Here is a 19,178-nt window from a genome sequence, read left to right on the forward strand (position 1 = left end):
CACCCGCTAAATTTTTCATATTAAAATTAATTTATGCTGAACGTACACGATTTATCCGTTTCATTTCAGGGGGAATATTTGTTTGAAAATGTTGCTTTTATGCTCAATGCAGGTGACCGCGTAGGGCTTATCGGAAAAAATGGAGCTGGAAAATCTACAATGTTGAAACTTCTGGCAAAGGAACTCAAACCCGATTCGGGAACTATTGCTACAGACAAGGAGATAAACATCGGTTTTTTAAAACAAGATATTGATTTTGAAAACGGAAGAACGATTCTGGAGGAAGCTTACCAAGCTTTTCAGGAAATAAAACATTTGGAAGAGAAAATAGACCAAATCCATAACGAAATGGAACTCCGCACAGATTACGAAAGCGAATCTTATCATAACTTGATGGACACACTGAGCGAGATAACACATCGTTATGAAATCATCGGAGGCTATCAATATAAAGGAAATACAGAAAAAGTATTGCTCGGACTTGGTTTTCAACGTTCTGATTTTCAAAAACAAACAGATACATTTTCAGGGGGGTGGCGAATGCGAATTGAACTTGCTAAATTGCTCCTGCAAAACAATGATATTCTATTACTTGACGAGCCTACGAACCATTTGGATATTGAATCCATCATTTGGCTAGAACAATTTTTGACAACTTATGCTGGAGCGGTAGTTATTGTCTCTCACGACAAAATGTTTTTGGATAACGTAACAAACCGAACTATTGAAATTTCTGTCGGAAAAATTTACGATTATCCCAAACCTTATTCCAAATTTTTAGAACTTCGTCAGGAAATTCGTGAGCAACAATTAGCTTCGCAGAAAAATCAGGAAAAGAAAATTCAACAAACAGAAAAACTTATTGAAAAGTTCCGAGCAAAGGCCACAAAAGCTTCTATGGCTCAGTCGCTTATGAAAAAGTTGGACAAAATCGAACGCATTGAAGTTGATGAGGAAGACAATGCTGTGATGAACGTTCGTTTTCCTGTTTCGGTAACTCCAGGTAAAGTAGTTTTGGAAATCCAAAATGCTTCAAAAAATTACGGCGAAAAAGAAGTTTTACAAAATATTGATTTACTGATTGAAAGAGGAAGTAAAATTGCTTTTGTAGGGCAAAACGGACAAGGAAAAACTACTTTAGCCAAAATGATTGTTGATGAAATTCCGTTTGAAGGAAGCATCAGATTGGGTCACAACGTTCAATTAGGTTACTTTGCTCAAAATCAGGCAGCATATCTGGACGGAGAAGTGAGTGTAGTCGATACGATGTTTCACGCAGCCAACGATAGTAACCGAATGAATATCAGAGATATTTTAGGTTCTTTCCTTTTCCGAGGCGATGATGTTGAAAAAAAGGTAAAAGTTCTTTCGGGAGGAGAACGCAATCGTTTGGCTTTAGCGAAAATGCTACTTTCCGACTTTAACGTTCTGGTAATGGACGAGCCTACGAACCATTTGGATATCAAATCAAAAAATGTATTAAAGAAAGCATTGCAAAACTTTGAGGGAACGCTCATTATCGTTTCGCACGACCGTGATTTTCTACAAGGATTAACCGATAAGGTTTACGAATTCAAAAATAAAAACATCAAAGAATACTTAGGGGATATTGATTTTTATTTGGAACAACGAGCTGTCGAAAATTTCCGAGAGATTGAACAAAACAAAGAAGTCGTTTCGGAAGCAAAAAACGTAGAAAAAAAAGAAAAACTATCCTTCGAGCAACAAAAACAACAGAAAACAATACAAAATAAGATTAATAAAATCGAAAATTTGATTACTGACATTGAAAAAGAAATAGAACAAATGAATTTCCAGATGGGACAAGAAGTTCAAAGTGATGATTTCTATAAAAAGTACGATTTAAAGAAAAAAGAACTTGAAAAATTAATGCAAGAATGGGAAGAATTAATGGGATAAATAAAAGCTTTTCATCAAAATATGGTGTTCGATATCTTGAGGAGTAACGCTTTATCTCTTTTTCATCAAAAATTTTGTAAACCATTAAAAAAATGTACCTTCGCAGTTTAAAACGTTAGAAAAAAGAATGAATCCCAGAAAAATAGCAATATTCTTTATTGGTGTATTATTAGCACTTTTTGCAATTACTTTCATCAGTGGGCAGTACAAAACCTCGCAAGGCTCTGTGAAAGAAGGAATTGTATTAGGCAACACAATGATTAAATACCCAACATCTAATATTTTACTAAAAGACAACTCTCCCAAAAACTCAAAAGCGACTCAAATCATTGAAGAGGTTACAAAAGCCAAAGAAGAGAGAAAAACCACTCCTTCGGTAAAAAAGGATTCAGTTGCAACGTCCTATGAGGAAGAAGATTCAAAGTTAGTAAGCAATACAGAAGGCAAGATTTACTATCCAGAGAATGCTACGGAGTTTATTTCACAATTAAAAGAAAAACTGCAACAACCTAATTGCCAGATTATTCATTACGGAGATTCACAGATAGAAGGCGACCGCATTACGGTATATGTCCGCAATCGTTTTCAAGCTCTTTTTGGGGGTGGCGGACCTGGTTTTATTCCTATTAAAATTGCATATACTCAAAATAGTGTAAACATTCAGGCAAGCGCTAATTGGCTTCGGTTTGCGTCATTTGACCGATTTAAAAGAAAGAAAGTCCCACATCAAAAATATGGTCTTTATGCGACTCTTTCTCGTTTCTCGGACTATAATCCTGCTGATACCATTTCTGTTAAAAAAGCCTCTTTCACTATTAAACCTTCCTCAACGGCTTATAATCGTTTGCGAAAGTTCACGAAATTTGGATTACATTACGGGAATTGCTCCTACCCTACCAAAATAATCGTTTATCAGAATGGCAAACTTCTCAAAGAAGATTTCTTAAAGACAGACGGAAAATATCACAACTTCAGATTGGATTTCGATGAAACTCCACAGGAAATCAAAGTGGAATTGGAAGGCGTTACAAGTCCCGACTTTTACGGCATCACACTCGATGAGGCAAAAGGTGTACGTATGGACAATGTAGCGATGCGAGGCGAAGCGGGAAGGATTTTCACAAGGCTTAATCACGAGAATTTCCAACAAATGTCTGCCGAAAGAAAGCCTGACATCTTTATTTTTCAGTTCGGAGGAAATACTATTCCTTACATTGAGCAAGAAAAGCAAATTACCGATTACGTCCGTTCGCTAATACAGAACATCAAATGGGTAAAACGAAGCAACCCAAAGGCTTCCGTGATTGTTATCGGACCAGGAGATATGTCCACTTCCGAAAACGGCAAGATGATTACCTATCCATTCCTTATTAAGCTCAATGAGGAGATGAAAAACCAATGTGTCAATAATAATATTGCCTTTTGGAGCATTTACGAAGCAATGGGAGGAGAAAACTCAATGGTGGCTTGGGTAGAAAAAGGTATGGCAGCCTCTGACTATGTGCATTTAAAACCAAAAGGAACGCAAATCATTTCGGAATTATTCTTCCAACACTTGCATAACGATATTTTGGCAATTAAATAGATATGGATTTTATTACAAACTTCTTTTCTTTTGATGAAAAAAGTCCTCTGAACTTTGTCCGAATTGATTTTTGGATATTCTTTGCCATTGTATATACTATCTTTTCCTTTATTTATCGAAGAATACGCCTTAGGAATCTTTTCCTACTCTTTGCAAGTATTTATTTTTATTATAAGGCAAGTGGATTATTCGTTTTTCTACTTCTCTTTAGCACCATTACTGATTTCTATTTAGGTAATTTTATTTACCAACAAACACAGCAACAAAAGCGAAAGATTGCGGTAGTTGTCAGCGTTATTATTAATTTAAGTGTTTTAGCTTATTTTAAATACGCATACTTTTTTACAGATACTTACAACGCTCTTTTTAATACAAATCATCAAGTTTTTAATTATCTGGCATATTGGGGAAATGGATTTAACTCGCAGGGATATTTCCGAGCGGATACGATTATTCTCCCAGTAGGTATTTCATTTTACACATTCCAAACGATAAGTTACACAGTCGATATTTATAGAAGAAAAACAACTCCGCTTAAATCTATTCTTGATTTTGGATTTTACGTGAGCTTTTTTCCTCAATTAGTTGCCGGTCCGATAGTTCGTGCAGAGAATTTTGTTCCTCAAATCATCAGTAAAACTCAAGTCACAACCGATTCCTTTAATAAAGGAACGTTTATGATTCTGAAAGGACTCATAAAGAAGATGATTTTTGCCGATTTCATTGCAATGCACTTCTTAGACCAAGTGTTCGACAACCCTACAATGTTCTCCGGATTCTCCAACATTATGGCTTTGATTGGTTATTCTCTACAAATTTACGGAGACTTTTCGGGCTATACCGATATTGCTATTGGCTTGGCTTTGCTTATGGGCTTCCAACTGCCAATCAACTTTAATTCTCCTTACAAAGCTATTAACTGCGGTGATTTCTGGAAGCGTTGGCACATTTCTCTTTCCACTTGGCTGAAGGATTATCTGTATATTCCTTTGGGAGGGAATAGAAATAGTTCCGTCGGGACGATTATCATCTCATTAATCTTCATCATAGGAGTAACCGTTGCCATTAATGAAATTTACTTTACGCTTCTTGTTGGTCTCATACTGGTTGTTGTTTCGGGAATGATGTACATAAGCCGAAGCATTGAACGCCACGTTGTAACTAACATCAACATAATGCTAACGATGCTTATCGGAGGGCTTTGGCACGGAGCCTCTTGGAAATACGTCATCTGGGGAGGATTAAACGGGATAGGAATTCTTGTTTACAAGTATTGGAGAAAGATAAGTCCTTATGAAAAATCCACGCACTGGATTGCTACTGCTTGGAAAATAACCTTTACGTTTGCTTTCATTACCTTTACAAGAATTTTCTTTCGTGGCAAAGATATGGAATCTATCTCCCAATGGTTCGACCAAGTGAATAACAATATGGGGTGGGATTCCGCTTGGCAAGTACTGACGCATTATCAAGATGTATTCTTCATTATGCTTATCGGATACATTACCCATTGGCTTCCTCAGAAGTGGAAAGACGCTGTAGAGCATATCTTTTCAGAAAGCCACATTGCCGTAAAAGGTGCTATTGCTGTTGTTGTTGTTATCATTTGTTACCAAGCCTATTCAGCTGATTTACATCCTTTCATCTACTTCCAATTTTAGATTTTTATTCTGAAATACGCATTCATTTACAATTATTATCTTTTAAGATATTACAAAAAACAAAAAATCCAAGATTAAACTTTATTCATAATCTTGGATTTTTAATGTTTCTACATTAACTATTTTTTATCTCTTATCTTCTATTCCATATTTACGCCACATTGATTGTTCGTAATCAATTTTTATACGTTTTCTCATCTTTGAAGAACGTTCTTCCATCTGTTTTTGCTTTTGAGTAGCTTCTTCGGTTTTCTTTTTCAGTTCAGCTTTTAGGCTTTCTTGTTCACTATTGAGTTTTTCTACTTCATTTCGTAAGTTTTCTAACTCATCAATAGCTTCTTCTGTAATTCCTGCTGGTAGAGCATCTTTTGATTCTCTAAGTCCATCGATTAACACTTTAACTTGTGCTATCTTTTCCGCATATGATTTTGGCATAATAACTAATTTTAATGATTAAACAATTAATTTATATTACTTTTTATATTTTCAATATAATTTTATTTAAAAAATATCTTTCCCAAAGTATTTTTCATCTCTCCCAAGTCATTTTTTATATTTCCCATTCTTTAGGAAAGGTTTCCCAAGAGAAAATCCATCTTTCCCAAAGCATTTTTTATCTTTCCCAACACTTGGGAGAGCTTTCCCAAAGAATAAATCATCTCACTTTTATTCTATTCAAGATTAAAAATAAATTTTTATATCAATTCTTGATAATATTTTTCTAATTTTTTAATATCTTTGGCTCTTATTTCAGACCTGTTATCATTTTTATCATTATAAGTAAGCCATTTCATATACAAAGCATTGAATATTTTATATCCTTTCTCTGTTAAATCCTCATTTTTAAAATAGAATTTTAATATTCTATCATTTTTATCAATCCAGTTTATCTCTAATAATTCCTTCTCATAACAGAACTTAAGAAAGGTAATATGAAAGTTGTAAATTTTCTCAATCACATCAGGATAGTTTTTATAGCTATAAAAATAAGATGAAATATCTACAACAAATTCATCATTAAAATACATATCATCATACACAGCTAATACAATTTCTTTCAATTTTTGTGTATCTTCAAGGCTTTCTACCTCAACAAGATTGTAATATCCCCAACCAAACGGATTTACGGGAGTTACATCAGGCATTATTTTTTTAAATCTATTAAATGTAGAAGCATATATCACATAGAATTTCTCTTTGCAAACTACTCCTATACGTTTTCCATTTACTCTGGCAATATATTCCTCAAAGATAGGTTCTAAAGAAAAATTGATTATTTCTTTGCATTGCTTTTCTAAATATTTAGTAAACTTTTTAGTAGTCATAGTATTCTGTTTTTTGTTATACCCAAAATGGTTTTTAGATTAGGATTACTCATTGCACAAATTTATAAAATAGAAAAAACATTCGCCAATCAATTAACTTATAATTAACTAATTAACGAATGTCTTTTTGATATATCCTATAAAATAGATTACAAGAATTAAAGTAGAAGTCAGCCTTTTCAGTACAAGAGGCATATTTCCAGTCCTCTAATCACTAACAACTAAATTCTAATCACTCTTACCTATTTCTTAATACTTCTTTTAAGAAAGCCCAGTGATTACGCCGTTGTCATCAATATCCATTCCTTCGGCTGCGGGAACACTCGGAAGACCTGGCATACGCATTGTATCTCCTAAAATAGGAATGACAAAACCTGCTCCTGAAGCAAATTCGAACTCGCGTACAGTAACTTCAAAACCAGTAGGACGAGCTAATTTCTTATCATCATCACTCAACGATTTTGGTGTTTTTACCATACAAACAGGCATCTTATCAAAGCCAAGTTTGTTGATGTTTTTCAGTTGAGTACGAGCTTTTGAAGTGTAGTTCACATTACTTGCTCCGTAAATTTCTTTGGCAATTGTTTCGATTTTCTCTTCAATGGAAATAGCGTGGTCGTACAAAGGTTTGAATTTACTTTCTCCGCTTTCGGCAATCTCTACCACTGCTTGGGCAAGTTCTTTGGTTCCTTCGCCACCTTGTGCAAATCCTTTAGAAACAATAGCTTTAACGCCTTTTTGCTGACATACTTCCTGAATGTACTTGATTTCTTCTTCGCTATCATTCGGGAAATTATTAATCGCTACAACGGCTTTCAAGCCAAACTTCTGCACATTCTCGATGTGTTTTTCCAAGTTTCCGATACCTTTTTTTACTTTTTCGAGGCTTGGTGTATTGTATTCTTCCTTCAAAGCTCCTCCGTGATGACGCAATGCACGAACTGTAGCAACAATCACCGCAGCATTGGGAGCAATTCCCGCCGAAACGCATTTGATGTCCAAGAATTTTTCAGCTCCTAAATCGGCTCCGAAACCAGCTTCCGTAACGGTGTACTCACTGAGCGACATTCCCATCTTCGTTGCCAGAACTGTGTTCGTTCCTTGTGCGATACTGGCGAAAGGTCCTCCGTGTAAAATGGCAGGATTATTCTCCAAAGTTTGCACCAAATTAGGTTTGATAGCATCTTTTAGAAGCAAAGCCATCGCTCCCACAACGTTCAAATCACGTGCAAAAACAGCAGAACCATCGAATTTCTTTCCGACGTAAATGTTTCCGATACGGCCTTTCAAATCCGAAAAGTTTTCTGACAAGCAAAGGATTGCCATAATCTCGGAAGCGGGTGTAATATTGAATCCGTCCTCTCGGGGAATACCGTTAGCACTTCCGCCCAGCCCGATAACAATTTGGCGAAGAGCTCGGTCGTTCATATCCATCACACGTTTCCAAACAACAGTACGAGGGTCAATTCCGATGGAATGAGTTTTGCTTTGGATATTATTGTCGATAACTGCGGCAAGTAAATTATTGGCTTTTTCGATAGCAGAAAAATCCCCAGTGAAGTGCAAATTGATGTCCTCCATTGGTACCACTTGCGAGTACCCTCCACCAGCAGCTCCGCCCTTAATTCCAAAAACAGGCCCTAAGCTAGGCTCTCTCAAAACAGCCACAGCTTGTTTGCCGATTTTGTTAAGACCTTCGGTAAGCCCAATACTGACGGTCGTTTTACCCTCTCCAGCAGGTGTAGGTGTGATAGCAGTAACTAAAATCAGTTTGTTTTTCTTGATTTTCTCCTTGTCGATGAGCGTGAGTGGCAATTTGGCTTTGTATTTACCATATTGCTCCAAATCGTCTTCGTTAATGTTCAGTTTTTTAGCAATCTCTTTAATGTTTTGCATCTTCGCATTTTGTGCGATTTCTAAATCGGTTGGAAAACTCATATGTTTTATGTTTTTGTAAATAATTATTAATAAATTGTTTATGACTAAAATTTCTATTATAATGATTCTTCAATCAATTCTTTAATTTTAAGAGCTGATGGTTCAGGTGCACTCGGGGAAATTACCTTTCCTTTTTTGTCAATCAATATAAAACGAGGAATTGAATTTATAAAATACGCATCATAGAAATCAGATTTACTTCCTCCCCACAATTGAATTCCCTTCAATTGATGTTTTTCTAAGGCTTGTTGCCAATGCTCTTTCTTTATGTCTTTTGAAATACTAACAAAAACCACTTCTTTACCTTTAAAGTCAGCCTCCAATTTCTTTAAGTATGGAATTTCTGAAATACAAGGTCCACACCACGAAGCCCATACGTCAATATAAACCAATTTTCCTCTAAAATCTTCGAGCGATACTTTTTCTCCTTTTTCATTTTCAAATGAAAACGATGGTGATTTACTTCCTTTTTTGACACTTTTTTCGGTATTTAGAAAAATGTATTCGCATTCTTTACGTAGCTTCTCACTTGCCGAATTCTTCATTATATAATTATAAATGAGCTCGTTATTAGGATTTCCGTGATCAATAAGGTCTGAAACAGCTTCTTGATAAGCAGCTTTTATGTTCTGCGAACGAACTTTTTCGGTCTTATCAATAAGTTGTTGAACTTGTTTGGTGTCATTAGGGTTGGTCAGCAAACTTAATAGCTTACTCATAACCAATTTTCGGTATGTATTTACTTTTTCAAATTCATCAGCATTGTCGTAATCAATACTTTTTTCTTCTTCAAAGAAATCTGCTGGAACTTTGGTCTCTTTAAATGATTTTCGATGCATTTGATTAGCTCTGGGGTAGTGCACAAGCATTTGTACAAATGCATATTTACTCCACTTTTCTTCATTTTTACGGATAGGTTCGAAAGAATGTGATTTCCACTGTTTTTCCCAATTTGCAAACAGTTCTTTAAGTTTGTTTTTAAACACAACAGGTTTTTCTTTATAGATGTTCCCATCGTAGTGCGTATTAAAGAAATTTTCTTTGTCGATATAGAAATGCGATATAAAAGCATCATTCCCTGATATAATTTCCTTTACATTCTCGGTGGGTTCAGTCAAATCAAGAACGATATCAGAGTTTTCACGAAGTGCAACGTTAAAGCCTTTTGAAAATTTGACTTCGTACATTTCATATGTTTCGCTTTTAATATGAAGCGTATCACGAAATTCAGCATTTTCATTAGGTTTGATAATTTTTCGTACTTTACCTCCATCTTCTACGAGTATCAAATTATAATTTTTACCGGCAGTTTTCCCCGAAATGGTAGCAACTTTTGTTTGTGATTGAATATTTTGGACAATAAAGAAAGAGCAAATCAAAAAAGTATAAATTTTGAATCTTTTAAAATTTTTTATCTGCTGCTGCATCTTCCGATTTCGTACGATTTCTAAATCAATTGGAAAACTCATATGTTTTAAGTGATTTTAAATTAAATAATCTTATAATTTGAGTTCCAAAGGTACAGATATTTTTTTTAGGAAACAATCTAAAACACAAAATGTTTTTACTATTTAAACTTTCCTATTTGGTTCAATTCTGACAAAGCTACATTGTATTCCTCTATGATTTCCTGAAATACTTCCGAAACTGGTTGTATCTTGTTAATCACAGAAGCAATCTGCCCAATTTCAAGTTCTCCCTCAACCAAATCACCTTCGAACATTCCCTTTTTGGTACGTCCTCTACCCAAAAGTGTTTTAAGATTCTCCGGAGAAGCCTCTCCTTTGTAATAAAGTTCTAAAACCTGTTCGTAAAATGGATTTTTAAGCAAACGTACAGGAGCTAATTCTTTTAAAGTAAGCATCGTATCTCCTTCATTTGTCTCTAAAACACGTTTTTTGAAATTGATGTGAGAAGAAGCCTCCTCAGTTGCCACAAAACGACTCCCTATCTGCACACCTTCTGCTCCCAATGCCATTGCTGCAAGTACTCCTCTTCCTGTGGCAATTCCTCCTGCAGCAATTAAAGGAATGCTAACATTTTGTTTTACAGAAGGGATTAATGCCATCGTTGTTGTTTCTTCTCTTCCATTATGCCCACCAGCTTCAAATCCTTCTGCTACAATAGCATCTACTCCGGCATTTTGTGCTTTTAGGGCGAACTTGGAACTACTTACCACATGAGCAACTTTTATGTTTTCTTTTTGTAAAATAGATGTCCAGATATTAGGATTTCCTGCTGAAGTAAAAACGATTTTCACTCCTTCCTCAATAATAATTTCCATTAACTTATCAATATCTGGATACATAATGGGAATATTGACCCCAAAAGGTTTATCAGTTGCTTTTCTGCATTTCTGAATATGTTCTCGAAGCACTTCAGAATACATTGACCCCGCTCCGAGCAATCCTAATCCTCCAGCATTACTAACTGCCGAAACTAATCGCCAACCACTTGCCCAGACCATTCCTCCTTGAATGATAGGATACTTTATACCAAAAAGTTCTGTTATTCTTGTTTTCATAATGATATGTAAAGAGAAAAACTCAAAACTAAAAGTTTTGTAACTTCTGGTTTTGAGTTTTTGTATTTTTAAAATTATTTATCGAGGTAACTTAAAACATTCTCGTAAATTCTTTCTTCTATATTTGAGGTATCTGCTTTAATGAATTTTTCTCCCATAATATTCTCATAAAGCTCAATATATCTTTCAGAAACAGATTCCACGTAAGCATCGGTCATTTCTGGAACTTTTTGCCCCTCCTTTCCTTGAAATCCATTCGATATAAGCCACTGCCGAACAAACTCCTTAGAAAGTTGCTTTTGAGGCTCTCCTTTCTCTTGGCGTTCTTCATAGCCTTCTTTATAAAAATAACGAGACGAATCAGGAGTATGGATTTCATCAATCAGAACTATTTTCCCATCTTTTGTCTTCCCAAATTCATATTTAGTATCCACTAAAATAAGTCCTCGTTTGGATGCAATTTCTGTTCCACGTGCAAAAAGAGCATACGTATATTTTTCCAAAAGAGCATAGTCCTCAGCAGTTACTATTCCTTTATTTATGATTTCTTCTTTGGATATATCCTCATCGTGCAAACCATTATCAGCTTTGGTTGCAGGAGTTATAATGGGATGCTGGGGAAATATATCATTCTCTCTCAGCCCTTCAGGAAGTGGCACACCACATAAAACTCTTTTCCCTGCTTTATATTCACGTGCCGAATGACCAGCCAAATAACCACGTATTACCATTTCAACTTTAAAAGGTTCACACAAATGCCCTATCGCTACATTGGGGTCGGGAGTTGCGGTTAACCAGTTTGGAACAATATCTTCCGTTTGTCGCATAAATTTAGTAGCTATCTGATTTAAAATCTGACCCTTATACGGAATTCCTTTAGGCATTACTACATCAAAAGCCGACAATCGGTCAGTAGCAATCATCACCAATAAATCGTTATCCAAATGATAAACATCTCTTACTTTCCCTTTATAAACAGATTTCTGTTTTGGAAACTTAAAGTTCGTGGTTGTAATTGTATTAGCCATATTTATCTGATATTCATTTTTTTTATTTTAAAACTTAAAGTTTGATGTTTTTAACAGAGACAGAACAATATAATTTCACGATTCATTTTTATAAAAAAAAACAACCCTAAAGTGGTTGTCAAATTTCTATAAAATGATTTGCAAACATCATTATAATTTTTAGATATACTTACTCAATTCCAAAGAAATCACATCGCTATCGTGAAAACCCTCACCTCTCCAAACAAGCTCACGATTATTGTAAATAACAAGAGTAGGCAATCCATTGATTTTCAAAGCCTTAGTAAGTTCTTTATTTTTATCAACGTCTATTTTAACAACCTTCACACGATTTCCCATCATTGAAAGTATTTCCCTCAAAACAGCGTTCATATGCATTGAAGCCTCGTGCCAATCCGCAAAAAAGCAGATAAGTACAGGGACTTTTACATCAATTACATTGCCAAATTTTTCCATAAAATTCTTCTCTCAGTTAAAACAGGACAAATATACAAATTCTGAGAAACATACATTATTTTTTAATAAAATTTTATATTTTTCCGCCCCAAAGCTTTTCTTTTGTAAAAAAAATCTAAAACTTAAAATATCCAAACAATTCTTAAATTTAACCATCTGAAAACAAAAAACAATAATCTGAAAATAAAACAATTAAACAACCAAAACAGACATAGAAAAAGAAAATGTAATTGTGTTAAAAACACGTTTTTTGAACAACATAATTATTTTTTTTGTAGGTTTGCCTTTGCGTATAAAACTAAAATATGATTATTATGCGAAAAGTACTACACGTTATAGGGAACAAAAATGCTTCTGAAACGCTAAAAAAAATAGATACTACTTCAGAAGTAATTACTTGGAATGAAATGCTTTGCGAGGGAAAAACCTCAATAGATGTTGGAAGTGAAAATTTTTGGAAAAATCGTTATAATTTCTTCAAAAATGAGTACAATACTGGGAAATCTTCTTTTATTGAAAGTGTACTGAAAGAATACAGAAATTTATGCAATCAAAAGACACAAGATGAGGCCGTTTTATGGTTTGGCGAGGATTTACAAAGTCAGATAAATATGATTGCAGTAATAAGTTGGCTAAAAAAATATCGAGAGAACATACAAATTTCGTGGATAAGCCAAATCACAAACAATCCAACGCAGAAAGAACTGAGAACAAGTTACCAATACCGAATTCTCTTCAATCAAGATGATGTTGAATATGCCGACTACATATGGCAGCTTTATTGCAGTGAATCCCCAATTCAACTGGAAAACCACATCAGAAATACAAACACGAACCTTACTGCCCTTGCCCCAATTCTCCAAATTCACCTAAAGAGATTCCCCTCAGTTAGAAATGGGTTGAACCTTGTTGAAAATGATATTCTCACCCAAGCCTCTTCTTTCAAAGGAAACAAAGATGCGTTCGTTAATCACTTAATGAAAACGGAACCTTCTTTAGGTTATTCTACCTTGCAATACGAAGCAATCATCGAAAAACTAAAACCTTTATTCGCCTCTCTAAATCCGTTGAAGATAAACTTACAAGGAAACGACGTCTTAAAAAATGATATGAATATGTATCCACTTTTAAGAAACGAAAATGAATATTTGGGCGGAGCTTTAAAATATGACTTTTTGTACTACGAAACTTCAGGCAAACTTCTAAAATTATAGATATCATCAACACTAATATTTTGAAAGATATGATTCAAGAATCTGAGCTAATCCTAAACCCAGACGGCAGTATTTATCATTTAAATCTCAAGCCCGAACAAGTGGCGACCACGATTATATTAGTAGGTGACCAGAACCGAGTGGCACGTATCAGTTCTCATTTCGAGACGATAGAACACCAAGTTCAGAAACGCGAATTCTGTACGCATACGGGTACTTACAAAGGCAAACGCCTCAGTGTTATTTCAACTGGAATTGGTCCTGATAATATTGACATTGTTATCAATGAATTAGATGCTCTTTTCAATATCGATTTGAAAACAAGACAACCGAAAAAGCATCTCACAAGCCTGAATTTCATTCGTTTTGGAACTTCTGGCTCCCTACAAACTGATATTCCTGTGGATAGTTTCGTGCTATCATCGTTTGGGTTGGGTATGGACAATATGATGCATTCCTACCTTGACCTTAATAAGATAAGCGAAAAAGAACTTGAAGATGCCTTCATCAAACACACACAATGGAATACCAACAAAGGGCGACCTTACATCGTAAGTTGTGGACAGAAACTCAAAGAGAAATTACTCTCCCAAGAAGTATTTGAAGGAATTACAGGTACAGCTCCAGGTTTCTATGGTCCGCAGGGGCGAGTTCTCCGGTTGGCTGTTCAGGATACAAACTTGAATGACAAATTACACAACTTTAGCCACAATGATTTGCGAGTAACGAACTTGGAAATGGAAACATCTGCCATCTACGGATTATCAAAACTCTTGGGGCATCAAGCAGTTTCCCTCAATGTAATCATTGCGAACCGAGCCAATGGTACGTTCACTAAGGACACAAAACAAGCGGTGGAAAAACTAATTGTTTTTGGGTTGAACCAAATTGCAAAGAACGTATAAACTATGTCGGCTATTCCTCTAACGGGTCAGGAGTTACATAACTTAGCTATGAATATCGTGGGCGAAGCTCTGCGGAACGAATTGCATTGGGAATTTCTGCTGGTTAATAGCCAGTTGAAGAAAGACCCACAATTTGTTTGTGTCGACAAGAACAAACAGAAGCATTTCATCATTGTAAGAGCTGTCCCTTACGGAGACGACCCCGATGAGTACGACCCTGCTTTGATGCAAATCGTAAAGAAACACGCCGACACACATAGTGCCAAAACCTATTTTGCTGGGGTGGGGCTGGTTAATATTGAGAATGAGCAATATCCTATCTACAAGAACAAACCCTACCGAGTAAATTTCAAAGGACTTTTGGAAATCCTCTAACCCTTTTATAAATTACGCCATCTATCTTCAGATGAAAAAAATATTATTTTATGCTATGCTTATAGCAGTTGCTTCCTGCGTTTCTCCTACCGAGAAAATACAAACCATCAGAGGAGAAGCTCAGGGAAGTACCTACGGAATTAAATACATCTCAAACAGCGACAAAAACTTACAACAATCGGTTGATTCTATTCTGGAGGTAATCGATTTATCAATGTCCACCTATCGTCCTGAATCCATCATCTCAAAAATCAATCGAGGAGAACGTGTACAGATTGACAATCACTTCGAAAATGTTTTTAAAGCATCTCAAACCATTTGGAAACAAAGTGATGGAATGTTTGACCCTACCGTTGGGATTTTGGTGAACGCTTGGGGATTTGGAGCCAACAAAAACCAAAACAATCTCACACAAATACAGATTGATAGTTTGAAAAACTTCGTTGGGTTTAACAAAGTTCAGCTTACCGATGAGAAGTTTATCGAAAAAGAGAACCCAGCTATTTTCTTTGATTTCAACGCCATTGCTCAAGGCTACACAGTTGATGTAATTGCTGACTTCCTCAAATCAAAAGGCATTACAAACTTTGTTGTAGAAGTGGGAGGCGAAATATATTTGAGTGGAAAAAACACTATTGACGACAAGAAATGGACTATCGGGATAGAAGACCCAACCTTGCCTTCGGACAAACGAGAATTAATAACTACCGTTCAGTTCGAGAATCAGGGATTGGCAACTTCAGGAAACTATCGCAAAATTAGAACCGATAGCCTTACAGGTGAGAAGTTCGTCCACTCCATCAACCCAAAAACAGGATTAGCCAAACAGAGCAATTTACTAAGTGCCACCGTAATTACCGATTCAGCGATGTATGCCGACGGATATGCTACGATGTTTATGGTTTTAGGGACAGAAGCAAGTAAAGCGTTTTTGGAAAATCACCCTGAATTAAACGTATTACTCATCTACAATAACGAAAACAACGAAGTACTGACCTTTGCAACAAAAGGATTTCAAGATTTACAAAATTAATTCACATTTTTTCAGTTAATACTATGAAAATAGGCATTATAGGGGCTATGGAGCTTGAAATAAATACGTTAAAAAAAGAATTAACGAACATAAAAACAACCCAAATTAGCTCCTTTTCATTTTATGAGGGATTGATAAATAATGTTTCTGTTGTCGTTTTGCTATCAGGGATAGGAAAAGTAAGTGCTGCTGTGGCTACTACGTTGCTTATTGAGCATTTTCAACCTGATGTTATCATCAACACAGGAACAGCGGGTGGATTAGGAACTTCATCTGTACACGATATTATTTTAGCCACCGAAGTACGTCATCACGATGTGGACGTTACAGCTTTTGGGTACGAAGTTGGGCAACAAGCTCAGATGCCTCCTGCCTATTTGCCCGATACTAAATGGTTTTCCATAGCAAAAGAAGTTGCAGGAAAGCATAGCAATCAGTTACATTGCGGATTGGTTGTCAGTGGCGATGCTTTCATTTCTGACCCTGCTCGATTGAAACAGATTGAGGCTTTCTTTCCTCAAGCATTAGCCGTTGAAATGGAAGCAGCGGCAATTGCACAAACTTGTCATCTTCTCAAAACGCCATTTATTATGCTTCGTGCTATTTCGGACAAGGCTGGAGAAGGAAACGCCATTTCCTATGAAAAATTTGTGGTAGAAGCAGGGAAATTATCCGCAGAAATTAATATTGATATTATCAAAAATATAGCAACCTAATTTTTTCAAAATTATATATCATTAAAAATTATCAGTTCAAGAAGAAAATTTTTAAAATTCTATCATCGTGAATCATACAAAATAAAACCTGTTCCTTGATTAAGAAACAGGTTTTTTGTTTTCGTTTTCTATTTTTTAGAAATAGATATAAGATATTTATTTGCTACATTACTACTTGAAAAAATCTTCTCTTGTAAATGTGAAAGGCAAAACTTGATTATCTCTTAGAACTTCTACTGTTATAGTATCCAATTTATAATTGTCTAAGAATAGATTGCATAACTCTTCTTGCGACATTTTATCTATTTTTTGCCCATTTATACTTACGATAACTTCTCCCAAATGGAGAGGATGATTTTCTGTTTTTAAAATAGATGAAACAATGAATTTATTATCTGAATAACCAGGTGAGAAAGAAAATTTTTTCTTTGTATTGGGTCTATCAAGTTCTTTGAAATATATTTTTTTATGTTTCCAGTCTAAAATATAATCAAAATGCTCCAAATAATCATTGCCAATAAGATTAGTAGAACCTGTAGAAACTAATTCACTATTGAAAGAATGGTCAGCTATTTCAAGTTGTTCAGGTTTAAAATAGTATATAGATTTATTCTTTTTATCTTTTCCATAAATACCTACAGAATTATGCCCCTCGAAAGTAATAATAGGTGACTTAATACTATCTTTTACTTCATCAACAAATTTTTTAGTTATATCTATATATGAATTAGCTCCTGTATCAAATACAAAACCCATTTTTTTACCATAAAAGTTTGAAATTAGTATAGGTCTGTATTGTTTATCTTCAATAAAGCTCCATTCTTTATCAAATCCTGTTTTATCCAAAAGAGAAAAATCCTTTGTAAATTCAATAACCTTTTCTTGATTATTAACCTTAACAAACAAATCTTTGATATGGTTAGACCCAATAACTCCATCAATCTTTGTACATTTAAATTCAAAAGAATCAAAATTAATTACAGCACAACCTACATTTTTCATCAAAATACTACCCATTTTTAACTGTGGGAGTATAGTTATCGTTTCTTCTTTTTTGTTTTCTTGTGAATCATATATGTTAGAAACACTTTTTGATTTTAGTTGAAGTTCTTTATATAAATCGAAGCTAATACAGGTTATAGCTCCAGTATCAAATAAAAAATTATACTCTTTTCCATTTATTTCTACTTTCACAAAAGATAATTTTGTCTTAATATCAATTGGAACTTTCGTTATATTTTCAGTAATGATTACTTCTCCTTTTTTTAATATCTTTACAGGAGATTTACAACTAAAATTTATACATAAAATAGCTAATAAAAAAATATAAAATATACTTTTACTTCTCATACTTAATTCTTTACATTATTGTTTAGTTTTTATATAATTGTAAATATAATAAAAAAGAAATAAAGACTTTAGTAAGTAATGTGATAATACTTAAATGATTATTATGCACACAAAAATCACTTACTAAAGTCTTTAAACAAAAGATAAAGTCCAAATCTACAATTAATAATTTAATTAGAATATTTTATTCGGTTTTGTTTTTATCTTTTTTTGAAGTCATTTTAGCTGCGTTGCGTCTGGCGATAATCATATCATCAAAGTATTTACGACCATTATTAACAACACCAAGTAATTTTACAAAAAATTCATCATCACGCACACGAGCTAAAATATAGATATAATCCGACAAATCTTTATAAATAGTGGTAATTTCTTTTCTAAGTTCCTTTACATTATAAGTAGGTTTTTTCAATGATTGAGAAGAACGATTAGCAAATAGTTCATTAAAATGACGATTAGCTTCTGACAGATTTGTAATAAATTTAGCTAAAGATAGTTCTTTAACCTGATTTTTATATTCTTCATTTTGTAGTCTCTCTGTGAGATTTGCAAAACGATATGTCACTTGCTCATATCCTTCATTTTCTACGCCCTTGTATTCTGCAAGGAGCAAATTTATACTTGTGTATGCATCTTTTTCCTTTTGATTACTTGAATACTTATATGCATTTAATGCCGACTTAAATGATTTTAAAGAAAACTTACGTTCTTTATGAGCCTGTAATATTTTAGTAGAGTCAGCATTACCACGAACTTGGTCTATTGCTTCATTAAAGATAGGTTTTTTAGTTTTAATTTCTTCAAACAATCTTTTAAAATCAGCATCTGTTTCTATATCCAATCCTGATTTTTCAAAATCTTCAAAAAAACGAACTAACAATTGTGCAAACTCTGCATTTTTTAAACTGGGAAGATGAATGGTTGTTAATTTTAAATTTTTCATAATAAGTTATTTTTTTATAGTTATACTTAATCGATTTATATTTTACAATTTTTCAAAATAAGATATTATCAATATTTTCATTATACATATAAAATAGTTTGTTTTATCAATCATCAATTTTATTTTATATAAAATACAAAACAGGAAAATAAAAACTATTTTAAAACAAACACATCTCACTTTGAAAAATTATACACAAAAATTT

17 protein-coding genes are annotated in these 19,178 nt (G+C 34.2%); 8 read left to right on the top strand and 9 right to left on the bottom strand.

Annotated elements, in window-relative coordinates; genetic code table 11:
- Positions 1-33: 33 nt before the first annotated feature.
- The 3 genes from YW9_RS0105690 to YW9_RS0105700 all read left to right on the top strand — a co-directional run bounded on the left by YW9_RS0105690 (position 34) and on the right by YW9_RS0105700 (position 5,166).
- Entirely contained in the window at positions 34-1,920 is a 1,887-nt protein-coding gene (locus tag YW9_RS0105690; RefSeq protein WP_018279227.1) for an ABC-F family ATP-binding cassette domain-containing protein, read from the top strand.
- 127 nt (positions 1,921-2,047) lie between these two features.
- Positions 2,048-3,505, top strand: coding sequence for an SGNH/GDSL hydrolase family protein (locus tag YW9_RS0105695; protein ID WP_018279228.1), 1,458 nt, complete (start codon positions 2,048-2,050; stop codon positions 3,503-3,505).
- Between the two features lie 2 nt (positions 3,506-3,507).
- Complete coding sequence (locus tag YW9_RS0105700) at positions 3,508-5,166, top strand: MBOAT family O-acyltransferase (RefSeq protein WP_018279229.1); 1,659 nt, start codon at positions 3,508-3,510, stop codon at positions 5,164-5,166.
- Between the two features lie 126 nt (positions 5,167-5,292).
- Here YW9_RS0105700 and YW9_RS0105705 read toward each other — a convergent pair whose 3' ends face one another.
- The 7 genes from YW9_RS0105705 to YW9_RS0105740 all read right to left on the bottom strand — a co-directional run bounded on the left by YW9_RS0105705 (position 5,293) and on the right by YW9_RS0105740 (position 12,437).
- Entirely contained in the window at positions 5,293-5,601 is a 309-nt protein-coding gene (locus YW9_RS0105705) for a coiled-coil domain-containing protein (protein WP_018279230.1), read from the bottom strand.
- Between the two features lie 260 nt (positions 5,602-5,861).
- A complete protein-coding gene (locus tag YW9_RS0105715) occupies positions 5,862-6,491 on the bottom strand; it encodes a hypothetical protein (protein WP_018279232.1) in 630 nt (209 codons plus the stop codon).
- 261 nt (positions 6,492-6,752) lie between these two features.
- Positions 6,753-8,429: a formate--tetrahydrofolate ligase gene (locus YW9_RS0105720; protein WP_018279233.1), complete on the bottom strand. Its 1,677-nt coding sequence runs from the start codon at positions 8,427-8,429 to the stop codon at positions 6,753-6,755.
- A gap of 56 nt (positions 8,430-8,485) precedes the next feature.
- Positions 8,486-9,898 carry a TlpA family protein disulfide reductase gene (locus YW9_RS0105725; RefSeq protein ID WP_081615890.1) on the bottom strand — a complete coding sequence of 471 codons (1,413 nt, stop codon included), beginning with the start codon at positions 9,896-9,898 and terminating at the stop codon, positions 8,486-8,488.
- A 98-nt stretch (positions 9,899-9,996) separates the two neighbouring features.
- On the bottom strand, positions 9,997-10,953 hold the full coding sequence (locus tag YW9_RS0105730) for an NAD(P)H-dependent flavin oxidoreductase (protein ID WP_018279235.1): 957 nt from the start codon (positions 10,951-10,953) through the stop codon (positions 9,997-9,999).
- Between the two features lie 74 nt (positions 10,954-11,027).
- On the bottom strand, positions 11,028-11,981 hold the full coding sequence (locus YW9_RS0105735) for a phosphoribosylaminoimidazolesuccinocarboxamide synthase (RefSeq protein ID WP_018279236.1): 954 nt from the start codon (positions 11,979-11,981) through the stop codon (positions 11,028-11,030).
- A 159-nt stretch (positions 11,982-12,140) separates the two neighbouring features.
- Positions 12,141-12,437 carry a thioredoxin family protein gene (locus tag YW9_RS0105740; protein WP_018279237.1) on the bottom strand — a complete coding sequence of 99 codons (297 nt, stop codon included), beginning with the start codon at positions 12,435-12,437 and terminating at the stop codon, positions 12,141-12,143.
- Positions 12,438-12,751: 314 nt separating this feature from the next.
- Here YW9_RS0105740 and YW9_RS0105745 point away from each other — a divergent pair, with 314 nt between their 5' ends.
- The 5 genes from YW9_RS0105745 to YW9_RS0105765 are packed head-to-tail and all read left to right on the top strand — an operon-like array spanning position 12,752 to position 16,680.
- Positions 12,752-13,651 (top strand): DUF1835 domain-containing protein, encoded by a 900-nt coding sequence (locus YW9_RS0105745; RefSeq protein ID WP_018279238.1) that lies wholly within the window; start codon positions 12,752-12,754, stop codon positions 13,649-13,651.
- Positions 13,652-13,680: 29 nt separating this feature from the next.
- Positions 13,681-14,556 (top strand): nucleoside phosphorylase, encoded by an 876-nt coding sequence (locus YW9_RS0105750; protein WP_018279239.1) that lies wholly within the window; start codon positions 13,681-13,683, stop codon positions 14,554-14,556.
- A gap of 3 nt (positions 14,557-14,559) precedes the next feature.
- A complete protein-coding gene (locus YW9_RS0105755) occupies positions 14,560-14,931 on the top strand; it encodes a hypothetical protein (protein WP_018279240.1) in 372 nt (123 codons plus the stop codon).
- Positions 14,932-14,962: 31 nt separating this feature from the next.
- Entirely contained in the window at positions 14,963-15,964 is a 1,002-nt protein-coding gene (locus tag YW9_RS0105760; RefSeq protein ID WP_018279241.1) for an FAD:protein FMN transferase, read from the top strand.
- Between the two features lie 23 nt (positions 15,965-15,987).
- Entirely contained in the window at positions 15,988-16,680 is a 693-nt protein-coding gene (locus tag YW9_RS0105765) for a 5'-methylthioadenosine/adenosylhomocysteine nucleosidase (protein ID WP_018279242.1), read from the top strand.
- 171 nt (positions 16,681-16,851) lie between these two features.
- Here YW9_RS0105765 and YW9_RS0105770 read toward each other — a convergent pair whose 3' ends face one another.
- Entirely contained in the window at positions 16,852-18,030 is a 1,179-nt protein-coding gene (locus YW9_RS0105770) for an aspartyl protease family protein (protein WP_018279243.1), read from the bottom strand.
- A 184-nt stretch (positions 18,031-18,214) separates the two neighbouring features.
- A complete protein-coding gene (locus YW9_RS0105775) occupies positions 18,215-18,973 on the bottom strand; it encodes a DUF6261 family protein (protein ID WP_018279244.1) in 759 nt (252 codons plus the stop codon).
- Positions 18,974-19,178: the final 205 nt, after the last annotated feature.

The sequence above is a fragment of the Capnocytophaga cynodegmi DSM 19736 genome (assembly GCF_000379185.1).
GTDB classification, from domain to species: Bacteria; Bacteroidota; Bacteroidia; order Flavobacteriales; family Flavobacteriaceae; genus Capnocytophaga; species Capnocytophaga cynodegmi.